The following is a 14,346-nucleotide window of genomic DNA, read 5'->3' on the forward strand; positions in this document are numbered from 1 at the left end:
CCTGGTTTCTTCTTTTCTATTGTTGCTTTATACAGGCCAGTATTAACTGAAGTCTGACGCAGAGAACAAGGGAAAATAGTTTATATTTACTCATCGATAATGCAGGCAGTTTCAAACCCGGTTAATGATCTCTAAACTATTTTTAACCAGAAACCGCCATCGCCCAGTTTATACGCTTCTTATGCATTAGAAATTAATGCATCTCATTTTCTTTAAATGGATCTGATTTTCTTTTTTCCAGGCATATTCCTATTTAATGATGTTTAATTCTTTGCTAACGCTTATCAGTGTAAAAAAATTAACTTATTTTACAAGGCATTGTCTTAAACAGAAGAACACATATTACTTTTTCATTTATTTTATTGATTTTATATATTCTTATGGAATTTGAATAACCCATTATTTACCGGTAGTTTCAACCGTGACAGTTAGCTAATTAACTGCGTGCCTAAAAAAATTAAAAAGGTTACCCACAGCAAATATCTTGCAGGAATATAATATGAATAAAGGTATCTACTATTACGTGACAATCAGCCCGGTTCAGGAAGGCTATCACTATTTACATCGGAAAGAGTGCGAGCGCATGCCAGACAAGGAAGAGGTAGTTTTCATTGGCACTCTGTATAATTTGAATCAGGCGTTATCGATCGCCAGAATAAACTTCAAAAAGGTTAAACCTTGTATAAAATGCTGCATTCGCTATTCAGCGCCATTAATTCACGAATCCGTGCGCCCGGTATTACATTTTCCACAAAAAATGCAGTGAAGCTACACTCGGCGGGAATGACTGATTTTCTCGCCGCTTAGCTTATTCGCTTCCCGACACCACTCTGCCTTTTCTGATGTTATTGAACAGTCCACCCGCTAAAGGAATGAACGCATTTCCACCCGACTCTACCGGGAATATGCCCGCATAAGTTATCAGGTGATATTCTCTAAAAATCCCGATAAAGATGAAGGGCTAAAAAGAGAATTACTTTAGCTGCGTGTCATTAAAGCCATAACAGACCGGATGCTGTGACGTCAGAGACGTCAGAGACGTCAGAATTATCTTCCCAGTACTGTTTTTTATAAATCGCCTCAACCCTGCTTTCAGGAAACATACAACATTGATAATCGTCAGGCCTGAAAAACAAAATGCTAACCCCCACCTGAATAATTTTTTGATATTTAAATCATCTAAAAAATAATAAATCATGTCTTCATCAGGGATTCTCTCATTTATTTAAAGCGGGTTAAGATATTCCTTATTTTCTTTGGTGGTTTCTGGCTCTTATTCTCACCAGACATCCGTCCGCCAGGCACAGGGCAGGCCCTGTAACGCCCTGGAATAGCGTGCAATATTCACAGACATCGCTTTCACAGCCGCTTTAACGGTCTCTTTGATAGCATCCAGATCTTTAGCGATACCGTAAGTCGCTGATTCATCTGTACAAAAATGAATTAAATTTTTTCATTGCCTTCGGTTTACCATTCTTATTATTCGACTATCCTTGCTAATTAAACATGACTAAGAACCTATCCCAAAAGGAATTGTCAGATCGTAAATAATGGCAATTTTTGAGGGCGAAGTATGGCGGGCAACAAGTGGCAGATCAGCGATGAACTCTGGGAGAAAATGGCTCCACTTCTCCCGGAACATAAAACCCACCATCCGCTGGGCACGCATCGTAGACGTGTTGATAATCGTGCCGCAATGAACGCCATTTTCTTTGTGCTCAGAACCGGTTGCCAATGGAATGCCCTGAATGCCACGGATATTTGCTCATCCAGCTCAGCCCACCGCCGCTTTCAGGAATGGCGGGATGCTGGAGTATTTGAACGCTTCTGGCAAAACGGGCTGCTTGCCTGCGAGAAGCGGGATGCCATTGACTGGTCATGGTTGTCGATGGATGGCTGCATGACAAAATCGCCCCTTGCAGGCTCAAAAAAACAGGTCGCAACCCGACTGACAGGGGGAAGCAGGGAGTAAAGCGGAGCCTGATGACCGACGGGAACGGGCTTCCGCTCTCGCTGGCTGTCGCAGGGGCAAATACCCACGACATAAAACTGGTTGAAGATACGCTGGACGCGCTACAGACCGGCAGGCCGGGTCGCAGGCTGCATCTGTGTATGGACAAAGGCTATGAGGCTGAATGGGTGGAAATTTGTTTGAAAGCTCGTCGTTATGAACCTCATATCCAGTCGGGGAAAGAGGAGTCTGAGGCAATTAAAAACAGCGAGTTCAGGGCTCATCGTTGGGTTGTGGAAAGAACGCATAGCTGGATGAATCGCTTTCGCCGCATACTGACGCGATGGGAGAAGAAAGTCGAAAACTACGAGGCGATGCTGCATTTTGCTTGCAGCATCATTGTCTGGAATAAAATCCTTTTGGGATAGGTTCTAAGCAAGGAGAAAAGGTATGTCATTATATTCAACGCTGGAAGAAGCCATTGAGGCAGCACGTGAAGAATATCTCGCCAGTCACCCTGAAGTTGACGAAGCGGATGCCTCGGTAAGCCAGTTTGGCCTGCAGAAATACGTCATGCAGGACGGCGATATTATGTGGCAGGCTGAATTCTTTGAAGAAGAAGGTGAAGCTGGCGAGTGCCTGCCATTTCGCAGCGGTGAAGCGGCGCAAGCCATCTTTGAGGGTGACTTCGACGAAATCGAATTACGTCAGGAATGGTTGGCAGAAAATACGCTACATGAGTGGGACGAAGGTGAATTTCAACTGGAACCGCCGCTGGACGCCGAAGAAGGCGAAGCAGCGGCAGAAGAGTGGGAAGACGATAATAGCGATTCGGATCGCAGCTACTTATAAGGCCCGTGACTGGCATCGACAGGCAACAATAATGTATCCAGTACCAGCGACAGCGGCAGGTCGATAATGGTCAATACACGCCAGGCGCTGTCGCGCATATCCCACTGTACGCCGGGATAATATTGGTTACCGTGTCCCTGACCGGGCACGGTACGACTAATAATGCTGCCGCAACCGCTTAGCAATACGATCGATACGGTTAACGCACTTAAATTTAAGAAATGATTCACAACCTTTACTCACAATGGACTGACGTTATTTTAGCCAGCCGCGAACAGAAGTTACACCCGGTTTTTCACTGTATAATGTAAAGTTCACGTTAACTTGTCGTCTTTTCAAATTTCAGACAAAAAAAAGCGGCATCTCTGCCGCTTGTTTTATTTAACCGTTTTGTAGCAACGCCTGCGGATTCAGTTTCAGCTTTTGATAGCTTTCAACCCACTGATGATACTTCTCACTGTTTTCCCACAAACGCGTATGGACGCGTGCCAGCACAACGGGATCGCTAATCAGCTGCAAGCGCTGCTCACGATTCAGTTTTTCTGGCGCATCGCTTAACGCATGCTCAACGCGGCGATCGCGGGCATGTTCCAGCAGCTGGCTTTGCTTATGACGGGACGTTGCCAGCGCTGTTGCCAGCGCGTTAAATGCCGGATGGAACAGCGCATGCATAAAGCCATTTTCCAGCACGCGTTCACGGTTGAGTTTCAGATACAAATCAGTATCCAGCAGCTCTTTCGGCGGTTCGTATTCTTCTGGAATCAGGAATAATTTGGCATTTTTACTCTTAATACCCAGCGTTGCACGACTCGACATCACCGAGACAAACGGCGACAGAATCAGTGAGAACACGATCGGTGACAGCCACCACAGGAAGTTGAGATCCAGCCAGCCCATGCCTGCTGCCCAGACAATCCCCAACGCCATCTGTGAACCGTGACGTTTGAAGGCTTCGCTCCACGGCGTAGCATCGTCATCACGCTGCGGTGAATTCCATACTACCTCCCAGCCGAGAAAAGCGCTGACCACAAACACGGTGTGGAACAGCATACGGACGGGTGCCAGCAGCACCGAGAACAGCATTTCCAGCAACAGTGACAGGAACAGGCGGAATGCGCCACCGTAAGGTTTTGCGCCTTTGCACCAAATCAATACCACGCTCAGTAACTTCGGCAGGAATAACAGCACCAGCGTAGTCGAGAACAGCGCAATCGCCAGTTCAGGACGCCATTGCGGCCACACCGGGAAGAGTTGCCGTGGTTGCAGGAAGTAGGTTGGCTCCATCAGCGTATGCACCACCTGCAAGGCGGTAGACAGCGCCAGGAACAAGAACCACAGCGGTGCAGACAGATAAGACATCACCCCGGTCAGGAAGACCGCACGGTGAACCGGATGCATCCCTTTCACCAGAAACAGACGGAAATTCATCAGGTTTCCGTGGCACCAACGGCGGTCACGCTTCAGTTCATCTAACAGGTTTGGCGGCAATTCTTCATAAGAACCCGGCAGGTCGTAAGCAATCCACACCCCCCATCCGGCACGGCGCATCAGCGCTGCTTCAACGAAGTCATGCGACAAAATCGACCCGGCAAACGAACCTTCTCCCGGTAACGGGGCTAACGCGCAATGTTCGATAAATGGCTTCACGCGAATGATGGCGTTGTGGCCCCAGTAGTGCGATTCGCCCAACTGCCAGAAGTGCAAACCGGCGGTAAACAGCGGACCGTAGACCCGGGTAGCAAACTGTTGGCAGCGCGCATAGAGCGTGTCCATACCTGATGCTTTTGGCGACGACTGGATAATACCGGCGTTAGGGTTCGCATCCATCATACGTACCAGACCGGTAAGACATTCGCCGCTCATAACGCTGTCGGCGTCCAGCACCACCATATAGCTGTAGTTGCTGCCCCAGCGGCGACAAAAGTCGTCAATATTACCGCTTTTACGTTTCACGCGACGGCGACGGCGGCGATAGAAAATTTTTCCGGCGCCCCCAACATCACGTACCAGCTCCATCCAGGCTTTCTGCTCAGCAATGGCAATATCGGCATCGTAGCTGTCACTCAGAATGTAAACATCAAAGTGCTCGGCGTTGCCGGTGCGAACGACCGATTCCCAGGTCGCCCGCAAACCGGCGAATACGCGCTCAACATCCTCGTTACAGATAGGCATGATCAGCGCAGTACGATGTTCAGGGTTGAGCGGCTCATCGCCTACCGTTGAGTAGGAAATACTGTATTTGTCGCGCCCAATCAGCAGCTGCAAGAAGCCCATTAAGGCAGTCCAGAAACCGGCAGAAACCCAACAGAACAAGATGGCGAACAGGAAGAGAATGCCCGTTTGCAGCACGTAAGGCAGAATCTGCATTACCGATTGCTGCCAGTTCTGGTTGATCATTTCCATCGGATCAAGCAGCGTCCAGCCCTGATACGGCAGAATGGTTTTCATGTACCAGGTGGCGACAACAGTCTGGAAGATAGTCAGAATCAGCAAGGTGTAGCGACGCATCGAACCGACATGACGCCACTTCTCTTCCGCGCGTTGCTCATCGGCATTCGCATAGCGCGGCACGGATTTTTGTCCACGCAACGAAGACCAGGCACGAACCAGCGGGTTTGTACGCCAGGCTTCGGGAAACATCAGCGAGCGCGTTACTTTCGGCATTGCCTTCAGTGTGGTGCGATCGAGATAATCTTTGCCAAGCTGCTGACCATCGGCGAGTGACTCTGGCCAGGCCATTTGCACGCGCGACGAAACGGATTTCAGCGGCGCATCATCGGGACGATCGCTGGCAGCCACATCCTGGCCCAGTGATTCGTGTATGAAGTGAAACGCGCCGGCATTTTGCAGCGACGCGCTTAAACGGGCTTTTCCTGCCGCATCCAGCGGCAGGGATTCCACATAATTTTGAGATGTAAAAGTCAATTTATTCATTGGCAGGTAGCTGATAGCTCCAGGTTTCCGTCAATGTTTTGTCGCCGCTAACCAGCGCCGCACGCATTTCGGTTGGCTGCTTGTTATCTTTCACACGCAGACGCAACACCAGACGCCAGCCTTTCGTGACCGGGTTGTAGCGCACGCTCTGTTCAACGACATCCGCGTTTTTTCCCACACTGACCTGCGGCGCAACCTGGCTGTTTTCCGGCATCTGACTCATCGTTTTACCCACGAAATCGATCGTAAAAGCGATACTGCCATCCGGTTGACGCACCAGGTTAGACTGCTTCACATCGCCCGCTGAACGCAGGGTATCTTTTACCCATGCCGTGTCGTTGGAATGCAGCTGACTTTCGTCACGCGTGAAGTGCAACCGGTATTTAAAGTTCATCTCTTTGCCCGGATCCGGCAGATGTTCTGGGGTCCAGAAGGCCACGATATTGTCGTTGGTTTCATCCGCAGTAGGGATTTCAACCAGTTCCACCCGGCCTTTACCCCAGTCGCCTAACGGCTCAACCCAGCCGCTTGGACGCAGATCGTAACGATCGTCAAGATCCTGATAAGCGCTGAAGTCACGGCTACGTTGCAGCAGACCGAAACCTTTCGGGCTTTCAATAGTGTAAGTACTCACCGCCAGATGACGCGGATTATTCAGCGGTCGCCAAATCCATTCGCCGTTGCCGTTATGGATGGACAGGCCATCCGAGTCGTGCAGCGAAGGGCGGAAATTATTGACGGGCGAGGGCTGATTCGTCCCAAACAGGAACATACTGGTCAGCGGCGCGATGCCGAGTTTGCCTACTTTATCGCGCAGATAAACCTTCGACTGCACGTCAACGGTGGACTCTTTGCCCGGATGGATCACAAAGCGATAAGCACCCGCTGCACGAGGCGAATCCAGCAAGGCATAAATCACTAACTGCTTATCCTGCGGCTTTGGACGTTCAATCCAGAACGACTTAAAGCGTGGAAACTCTTCGCCGGAAGGCAGCGCGGTATCGATCGCCAGACCGCGCGCCGACAAACCATAAACCTGACCCGCACCAATAACGCGGAAATAGCTGGCGCCGAGAAAACTGCTGATCTCGTCATCTTTCCCTGGGGTATTCAAAGGATAGAGAACTTTAAAACCGGCAAAACCCAGGTTTTTAACCGAGTCGGCATCATGTTTCACATTACCGAAATTAAAATAATCGGGCCTGTATTTGATTTCGCGCACCGAGCTGGCGGTGACTTCATTAATTTGCACCGGCGTATCGAAATACATACCCTGGTGATAAAATTCCAGCTTGAACGGCGTACGCAATTTACCCCAATACGCTTTGTCGTGGTTAAACTGGATCTGCTGATAATCAGCAAATTTCATTTCACGAAATTGAGAGGGTAAATTGCTTTTAGGCGCTTCGAAGCTTTTCCCTGCTAACGCTTTGGCTTGTTTGGCCACATCATCGATGCTAAACGCCCAGCTGTTATTGGCGTATAACGCCAGCAGAACTGCAGCACCTATCCAGCGTACTTTCATCAGTCCTGCTTTATTTTTCTCTTTAGTCAGCACATCTCCCCCTTTCGTGTGCTTAAATCAAACCCGTTTATCTTAAAGGATTATTCGGTTTTCCGACAGCTTATGCGAAAGAATGTTCCCTGCGTTCATCAGCCCGACAGATGCTTTTAGGACAATTAAACGATACAGATTTGACTGATAGTATACCTTGTTTAACGCAGGTAGAATTTCACTCCGGCATACTCCGGTTTCAGGGCGAAACCGGCCGCAACGTACTAACGAACTGGAACTTTATGAGTACAGTAAAACCTGAACGTGAATATTTTCTCGACTCTATTCGGGCATATTTGATGTTATTGGGGGTGCCATTTCACGTTTCCCTGATTTACTCCACACAAAAATGGGCAGTAAATAGTACCGAAGCTTCATTATGGCTGACGCTGTTGAATGATTTTATTCACGCCTTCCGGATGCAGGTATTTTTTGTTATCTCTGGCTATTTCTCCTACATGCTCTATTTGCGCTATCAGCCGCAGCGTTTTTTGAAAGTGCGGCTGGAGCGTGTCGGTATCCCGTTGCTGACAGCCATTCCACTGATCACCCTACCGCAATTTTTCATGCTAAAAGCGTGGGCGCCCAAACTCGCCAACTGGGAGCATTTTTCTCCCTATGAGAAATTTAATAACCTGATGTGGGAACTGATCTCTCACCTTTGGTTTTTGTTGGTATTAGTGGTGCTGACCACGCTGGGTATGCTCACTTTTCGCTGGCTACGCGATCAAAAACGCCTTATTGATTATCAACGTGTCGGCTGGGGTACGCTGACGCTGGCGGTCATGGCCTGGGCCTTGCTGTGGTGTGTGTTCCGCCGCGTAATCTTTATGTTCCAGCCTGGCTGGTTAATGGATGGTTTGTTCAGCATTGTGGTCATGCAAACGCTGTTTTATCTGCCCTTCTTCATGCTGGGCGCGCTGACATGGAAGCATCAGACGCTAAAGCAATTATTTGTGCGTTTTAATCCGGTGATGTGCTTTGGCGCGATTGCGGTGTTTGTTCTTTACTGCGTCAATCAACGGATGAGCAGTGGTGAAGGGTGGTTATATGAGCTGGATGCGCTGATCTCTACCCTGATGGGGTTGTGCATGCTCAACGTCTGCTTCTGCTTCGGCCACAAGCTGCTGAACTCGCATTCGCCGCGTATTATGTATCTGGTTAATGCCTCGCTGTTTATCTATCTGGTTCACCATCCATTAACACTCCTGTATGGGATTTACGTTACCCCGCATATTCACAATGACACGCTGGGCTTTTTCATTGGTCTGCTGATGGTGTTTGGTCTGGCTTTTCTGCTGTATGAGATCCACCAGCGCATTCCACTGCTGCGCTTTCTGTTTTCCGGCAAACCGCAAAACAAGTAACAAAAAAGCGATCCCGCAGTGGATCGCTTTTTCTTATAACAGGCACTCAATGGGCAAGCGCCACACCAGTCGCACCTGCAATCGTTGCCACCACGAACAGCCCGGTTCATGTTTATGCACCACTTCCTGCGGCTCGCCAGGATATTCCAGCCAGTTTACCCTGCCCCATTTGTCCAGCCGTAATGTCCAGGCACGATCGCGCATGGATTGGCTAAAACGCTGATGCGTTTGCTTCGCCAGCGCTTCGCTTTCAATCACCAGACCCATTTCAGTATTAAGCTCCGCTGAGCGCGGATCAAAATTAAACGAGCCAATGAACAACATTCGTTGATCAACCGAAAACGTCTTGGCGTGCAAACTTGAGCCGGAGTTACCCGTCAAACCCCGATCATGCGGCGCATCCTGCAAAGCCGCCTGCGGCTTTAGCTCATACAACGCAATGCCGTGACGCAGCAGTTTTTTCCGCCATTTGGCGTAACCGGCATGCACAATTGATACGTCATTCGCTGCCAGTGAATTGGTCAGGATGGCAATTTTCACCCCTTTACGTTTCAGCGTCAGCAGCTGTGCGACGCCCGCACGGGTTGGCACAAAATAGGCCGAAATGATGTCGAACTGGCGTTGTGGCGTGCCAATCACCTCCAGCATGCGCTGCGGCAGCAGGCTTTTGCGCCTGGCTTTACCCAACCCTTTCCGTGGATCGTCACTCAGCAAGCGCGTTTTCGCCCAGGTTAATTCCAGTTTGCCTCGTTCAAGTTGACTGACAAAATCCGAGGTATCCAGCCGCTGAAGATAAATCTGCACCGCTTCGCTGTGACGCCACGCGTCCGGCAAGCGCACCGCGCTTTTGTCATCGTCCGTTTCCTCCAGCACCTTTTTCAGCGGCGAGACTGGCTTGCTGTTCCAATAGTCTGCAAAATCTTTCGCGACCTCCTCAACGACCGGCCCGACGGCCATCACATCCAAATCTGCAAACAGAGGTTCGTTGCCAGTACCGAAATATTCATCGCCCACATTACGTCCGCCAACCAGCGTCGTGATGCCATCAACTGTGAAGCTTTTATTATGCATGCGGCGGTTAAGGCGGGCGAAATCAGTCAGATAACCCAGCGCACGCAAGGTGCGAAAAGAGAACGGATTAAAAAGCCGCACGGTGATGTTGGGATGACGATCGAGCTGCGCCGGGGTCTCATCCAGGCCCGGCGTATTGTTGTCATCCAGCAGCAAACGTACCTGCACGCCGCGTTCGGCGGCATCCAGCAATGCGCTAAACAGTAACCGGCCCGACATATCGTTTTGCCAGATGTAATACTGAATATCGAGTGAGCGTTCAGCCTTTTCAATCAACGTATAGAGGGCAGCGAAGGCCTCCAGCCCGTCACTGAGCGGATAAATGCCGCTGAATTCGGCATATTGCGCGTTCCGTGTCACAAGCCGCTGTTCCAGCCAGGTAAGGTGTGAACGGGACGGATGTAAGTCAAAAGCTTCGGTCATGACGATTCACTGGATGATTCAGTTAATTTTATTATTCACCGGCCCGGGTTGACACGCTATGCGAGCGTTCCGACTTTGCTCAGCGGTCCGGCGAAATTTTTGGTCTAGACTTAGCCGAACCATCTGTGAACGGCAATCGCCTGACAGGAGAGGAAAATGTCTCAACAATCCGTTACCGATGCCCCGCAGCGCTACCATCCCCGGTTATTTCGCAGTTTCTTTCAGGGCAGTTTTCCCTGCTCTACCGCCTGTCGCACGCCAGGAAAACGGTTGGATATGGTGATCTCCAGCGGCCACGACATGTTGTTGGATAAAGATTATGCCGCACTGGTTGAACAACATATTTTAACCGCTCGTGATGGCGCACGCTGGCATTTGATCGAGAAAACGGCCAATAAGTATGACTGGGAGACATTTCTGCCCATGATTACCGCGGCGCGGCGCCACAATCTTGAGATCATCTGGGAGCTGGCGCACTTTGGCTATCCTCAGCACCTTAATATCTGGAAAGCAGAATTCGTTGAGCATTTCGAACGCTTCGCGCGCGCAATGGCGCAACTGATGTATGATCAAGGCGTTGTGCGCCCGTTCTTCACCCCGATTAATCAAATCTCATTTTGGTCGTGGGCCGGAGCCGATGTGGCCTGGTTTAATCCGCATGTGGCAAACCGCGGCAAAGAGCTTAAGCGGCAGCTGGTACGGGCATCGCTGGCGGCGATCCATGCTATTCGCGAGGTCTATCCCGACGCCCGCTTTGTCTTGACCGATCCGCTGGTGCAGATCGCCACCCATCCTGATAACCCGGACAGCAAGCCCTATGCCGATGCCCAGCATCAGGCGCAGTTCGAAGCCTGGGACATGCTTGCAGGCCGGCTCGATAAAGAGCTAGGCGGCAGCGAAGACTGCCTCGATATTCCTGGCTTGAATTACTACCCTGACAATCACTGGTTTTTCCCCGATCGGCCAATGGAAGTCGGACACCCGTCGCGTGTGCCGCTGCATACACTGTTAGCGCAATGCTGGCAGCGTTATCAACGTCCCATGTTACTGGCGGAAACCGGCGCGGAAGGTAATATGTGCGCGCCCTGGCTGCAAGAAGTCAGTGAAAATATCGCGGTCGCGCTGGAAAACGGCATCGCCATTGAAGGCGTGTCGCTTTATCCGGTGGTGGAGTGTCCCGCCTGGGCGGACGACCGACGTTCGCCGGGTCCCCTGCTGGGCTTAGGCGATCCTAATGGCAATCGCACCCTGCACGAAGCGCTGGCGCTGGTGTTGCGTAGTCAACAAATCAAATATCAAAAGCGCGATCAGGAGTGCTGAGACGGTGGCGTTTCGGATTGTGGATAGCAGGATTGCACGTCAAGAGAAGGATCGGTGGGATGGCGAACGTCAGTAAGCCAGGTCATAGTAAACAGAAATGTGACGCCAATCAGACATGCGGCCAGCAGGCCAATAATTGCAACCAGTTTGTCATCTCTGGATTCCATCGCCCTCTCCTGTTGATGTCCTTTTCATGGCTGACTCTTTTAGCCCATCCAGAGCGTCACCATCAGGACGAAGATTATAAGCGTAACCGACGTCACTGCAAGCACCACAATGGCGAACTGTGCATCGTCTAACGTCTGGCGCAAAGGCTCGTCGTGTTTATCGGGTGGTAAAGGTGCTGACATGAATTCTCTACAAAATGGGATAAGTCCGTTAAGGCACAGCGCGCTACAGTGTAGATGAATCGGGCAGATTGTTCAGAAATATTCGCAACCCAAAAAACGGGGCGCGTAATGCGCCAAGGCACAGGATTAGAAGTCGTAAGTAACGCCGACTTTTAGAGTGCGACCTTCGCCCTGGTAAAGGTAGGTGCCCGTACCGTCTATGTTTGACCAGTACTTCTCATTGGTCACGTTATCCACGCCAACACGCCATACCATATCGTTCTGGTTAATTTTAGTACGGTAGCGTACGCCAAGATCGAGAGTAGTAAAGCTGTCGATCTTTTTCGTATTCGCCGAATCTGCCCACTGCGAACCGGAGTGGTTCAACAGGGCGGTTGCAGTCAGACCTTCCAGTTGCTTAATGTCGTACTCGGCGCTTAACACATAGTTGTAACGTGGAACGCCGATCGCATCTTTACCGTCGTAAGCACCGTCTTCGGTTTTGGTCATATTTGGGTCGATCCAGGTCGCGCTACCGTTCAATCGGAAGCCCAACACCGGCTCGCCAAACACGTTCAGCTCGATACCGCGGTTACGCTGCTCGCCGCTCATGCTGTAATAGTTGTTACTGTCGAGGATGCCCGCCGGTTTCTTGATTTCAAACAGAGCCAGTGACCCACCCACACGGTCGAAATCCGCTTTAATGCCCACTTCGTTCTGTCTGGAGTGTGCGATACCGGTGGTTGCACCATAGTTAGTTGCGGTGTTCGGCGCAGCATCCCCTGGTTGCAGTGATTCCGTATGGTTGGCATACAGCGAAATGGACTGCCACGGCTTATAAACAATGCCGTAAGTCGGCATCCAGCGGCTGTCGGTATAACGCGTAGAAACGTCTTCCGCCCCGGTCGCATTACTGTAGTTACGTACTACCACTTTCTGATGACGTGCACCCACGGTCAGCAGCACGCTATCATCTAGTACGCCCAGCGTATCGCTCAGCAGATAGCCCTGCGTACGGGTACGACCCGACGTCAGTGGATCGCTATAGTGACCGCCGCTCAGGTTGTTGGTCGGATTAGGCAGATTGCTGGTGTTATAAATATTGGTGTTTTCGGCATTGTCCCCGTATGCCATGCGCCAGGCGGTGTTATTACGCGAGGTCACTGCCGAATAGCCGAAGTTGACCTTATGCGAAACAAAACCCGTATCGAAGCTACCGCGAATACCGGCCAGTCCACTGAAATTATTGATAATGCGATTGGTATCGAGGCGGCCAATGGTCGCATCGCCATTAGCATCAGTCAGGCTTGGCGAGGCATAATCACCCAGCTCATGGGAGTGCTGCCCTCCCACTCCGCCATAAACGGTCCAGTAGTTATTCAGGTCATACTCAGCTTTCGCCATGCCATATTTGGTTTCGATATTGCTGAAAACCCAGTTCTGGCTGTAGTTATGACTGTTTGAAGGAACCGAAGGAATAAAATCAACCCCGCTGACATTCACGCCAAGACGTGCGTCATGGAAAGTCTTTTTCTGATAGCCAAGATCCAGCGACGTGCGCAGCCGGTCGCCACGGTAGTCCAGGCCGATTGCTACTGCGGTGGTGCGCTTCTTCTCACCATCAACGCCGGTTTCACCTTCACGATGTACTGCATTCAGTCGAACGCCAAACTGATTGTTATCACCAAAGCGACGACCAATATCTGCGCTGGTGCCAATCTGCGAATCAGACGTGTAATCTACGCCAATACGCGTCAATGGCACATCATCAGCATGTTTCGGCTCAAGGTTAATCATCCCGCCGACGCCAGTCGTTGCCGCACCATTCAGCAAACCGTTCGCACCTTTAAAAATTTCGACACGGTCAATCAGTGATGCATCCATCACCTGTCGCGGCACGATACCCGACAGCCCGCCGAAGGTCATATCATCGCCATCTAAATCGAACCCACGGATGCGATAAGTCTCCGCAAAGTTACCGTAACCCTGCACGTTCTGTACGCCCGCATCGTTCTTCACTACGTCGGCAATGGTGTGTGCCTGCTGATCCTGAATCATTTTCGAGGTAAAACCGATGATGTTGAACGGCACATCCATCGCTTTTTGCTCGCCGAGCATACCGAGACGACCACCATGAGCAACTTGCCCATCAAGATAAGCTGGCACCAAATCATTGCCGCCAGGTTTAAAGTCGTCTTCCGGTGTCGCGACGACGGTCATGGTCTGGTCGCTTTGCTTAGCCGCCGCGGCATCGCTGGCAGCACGGGGGGTGGCTGGCGTGGTGGTCGTGGCCGCCATCGCTGGCAAACAACCGGCACTGACGAAAATCGCGAGCAGTGTCGGTTTAAATCCTGGCGTCGAAAGGAATTGGCGCATTGTCGTTCCCTAATGGTAAATATACTGAGAATCATTATTATTGCGGTTTGCGATTATGCGCAGCATAAAGCTTAATGCAAGAAAAATCGCACGCTAAAGTGCAGAATTTACAGTTTGCTCAGGCAAATACAGGAAGGACAGTAAAAGAGGATGCGCTGCCGCAGCAGC

12 protein-coding genes are annotated in these 14,346 nt (G+C 50.7%); 5 read left to right on the plus strand and 7 right to left on the minus strand.

The features are described 5' to 3' along the window. The first annotated feature begins 499 nt into the window (after positions 1-499). The 3 genes from H2P46_RS13195 (at position 500) to H2P46_RS13205 (ending at position 2,803) form a co-directional block, all read left to right on the plus strand. Positions 500-766: a hypothetical protein gene (locus tag H2P46_RS13195; RefSeq protein ID WP_193405487.1), complete on the plus strand. Its 267-nt coding sequence runs from the start codon at positions 500-502 to the stop codon at positions 764-766. A gap of 807 nt (positions 767-1,573) precedes the next feature. Beyond that, a protein-coding gene (locus tag H2P46_RS13200) for an IS5 family transposase (protein ID WP_193403474.1) occupies positions 1,574-2,379 on the plus strand; the annotation gives its coding sequence in 2 pieces (ribosomal slippage) (positions 1,574-1,924 and positions 1,927-2,379; 804 coding nt in all). Positions 2,380-2,401: 22 nt separating this feature from the next. Beyond that, the gene (locus H2P46_RS13205; protein WP_193405488.1) at positions 2,402-2,803 is read left to right on the plus strand and encodes a MysB family protein; all 402 of its coding nucleotides are present in this window, start codon (positions 2,402-2,404) and stop codon (positions 2,801-2,803) included. Here the strand turns inward: H2P46_RS13205 and H2P46_RS13210 are convergent. The 3 genes from H2P46_RS13210 to H2P46_RS13220 all read right to left on the minus strand — a co-directional run bounded on the left by H2P46_RS13210 (position 2,794) and on the right by H2P46_RS13220 (position 7,265). Continuing rightward, positions 2,794-3,033, minus strand: coding sequence for a YceK/YidQ family lipoprotein (locus H2P46_RS13210; protein ID WP_193405489.1), 240 nt, complete (start codon positions 3,031-3,033; stop codon positions 2,794-2,796). The two genes, H2P46_RS13205 and H2P46_RS13210, sit on opposite strands and share 10 nt — an antisense overlap. Positions 3,034-3,184: 151 nt before the next feature. Then, the gene (gene mdoH / locus H2P46_RS13215) at positions 3,185-5,737 is read right to left on the minus strand and encodes a glucans biosynthesis glucosyltransferase MdoH (RefSeq protein ID WP_193405490.1); all 2,553 of its coding nucleotides are present in this window, start codon (positions 5,735-5,737) and stop codon (positions 3,185-3,187) included. Continuing rightward, a complete protein-coding gene (locus H2P46_RS13220) occupies positions 5,730-7,265 on the minus strand; it encodes a glucan biosynthesis protein G (RefSeq protein WP_193405533.1) in 1,536 nt (511 codons plus the stop codon). The genes mdoH and H2P46_RS13220 overlap by 8 nt, the downstream gene beginning before the upstream one ends. A gap of 269 nt (positions 7,266-7,534) precedes the next feature. Here H2P46_RS13220 and mdoC point away from each other — a divergent pair, with 269 nt between their 5' ends. Beyond that, entirely contained in the window at positions 7,535-8,659 is a 1,125-nt protein-coding gene (gene mdoC, locus H2P46_RS13225) for a glucans biosynthesis protein MdoC (RefSeq protein ID WP_193405491.1), read from the plus strand. Between the two features lie 33 nt (positions 8,660-8,692). Here the strand turns inward: mdoC and H2P46_RS13230 are convergent, their stop codons facing one another. Continuing rightward, positions 8,693-10,153, minus strand: a complete 1,461-nt coding sequence (locus H2P46_RS13230; RefSeq protein WP_193405492.1) for a phospholipase D family protein — start codon at positions 10,151-10,153, stop codon at positions 8,693-8,695. A 156-nt stretch (positions 10,154-10,309) separates the two neighbouring features. On the opposite strand from H2P46_RS13230, the gene H2P46_RS13235 reads away from it, so the two are divergent. Then, a complete protein-coding gene (locus H2P46_RS13235; protein WP_193405493.1) occupies positions 10,310-11,473 on the plus strand; it encodes a beta-glucosidase in 1,164 nt (387 codons plus the stop codon). Here the strand turns inward: H2P46_RS13235 and H2P46_RS13240 are convergent. From H2P46_RS13240 to H2P46_RS13250, 3 genes are all read right to left on the minus strand, one after another. Continuing rightward, entirely contained in the window at positions 11,461-11,640 is a 180-nt protein-coding gene (locus H2P46_RS13240; RefSeq protein WP_193405494.1) for a hypothetical protein, read from the minus strand. The two genes, H2P46_RS13235 and H2P46_RS13240, sit on opposite strands and share 13 nt — an antisense overlap. 39 nt (positions 11,641-11,679) lie before the next feature. Continuing rightward, on the minus strand, positions 11,680-11,823 hold the full coding sequence (locus H2P46_RS13245) for a hypothetical protein (protein ID WP_193405495.1): 144 nt from the start codon (positions 11,821-11,823) through the stop codon (positions 11,680-11,682). A 126-nt stretch (positions 11,824-11,949) separates the two neighbouring features. After that, the gene (locus H2P46_RS13250; RefSeq protein ID WP_193405496.1) at positions 11,950-14,178 is read right to left on the minus strand and encodes a TonB-dependent receptor; all 2,229 of its coding nucleotides are present in this window, start codon (positions 14,176-14,178) and stop codon (positions 11,950-11,952) included. Positions 14,179-14,346: the final 168 nt, after the last annotated feature.

Origin of the sequence: Mixta mediterraneensis, assembly GCF_014946725.1 — a bacterium.
Lineage (GTDB): Bacteria > Pseudomonadota > Gammaproteobacteria > Enterobacterales > Enterobacteriaceae > Pantoea > Pantoea mediterraneensis.

What these genes read in the sequence shown, in the direction of transcription:
- H2P46_RS13205 (WP_193405488.1), top strand. Translation starts at nt 2,402, where the DNA reads ATGTCATTATATTCAACGCTGGAAGAAGCCATTGAGGCAGCACGTGAA.
- H2P46_RS13245 (WP_193405495.1), bottom strand. Translation starts at nt 11,823, where the DNA reads ATGTCAGCACCTTTACCACCCGATAAACACGACGAGCCTTTGCGCCAG.
- mdoH (WP_193405490.1), bottom strand. Translation starts at nt 5,737, where the DNA reads ATGAATAAATTGACTTTTACATCTCAAAATTATGTGGAATCCCTGCCG.
- H2P46_RS13240 (WP_193405494.1), bottom strand. Translation starts at nt 11,640, where the DNA reads ATGGAATCCAGAGATGACAAACTGGTTGCAATTATTGGCCTGCTGGCC.
- H2P46_RS13195 (WP_193405487.1), top strand. Translation starts at nt 500, where the DNA reads ATGAATAAAGGTATCTACTATTACGTGACAATCAGCCCGGTTCAGGAA.
- mdoC (WP_193405491.1), top strand. Translation starts at nt 7,535, where the DNA reads ATGAGTACAGTAAAACCTGAACGTGAATATTTTCTCGACTCTATTCGG.
- H2P46_RS13230 (WP_193405492.1), bottom strand. Translation starts at nt 10,153, where the DNA reads ATGACCGAAGCTTTTGACTTACATCCGTCCCGTTCACACCTTACCTGG.
- H2P46_RS13235 (WP_193405493.1), top strand. Translation starts at nt 10,310, where the DNA reads ATGTCTCAACAATCCGTTACCGATGCCCCGCAGCGCTACCATCCCCGG.
- H2P46_RS13250 (WP_193405496.1), bottom strand. Translation starts at nt 14,178, where the DNA reads ATGCGCCAATTCCTTTCGACGCCAGGATTTAAACCGACACTGCTCGCG.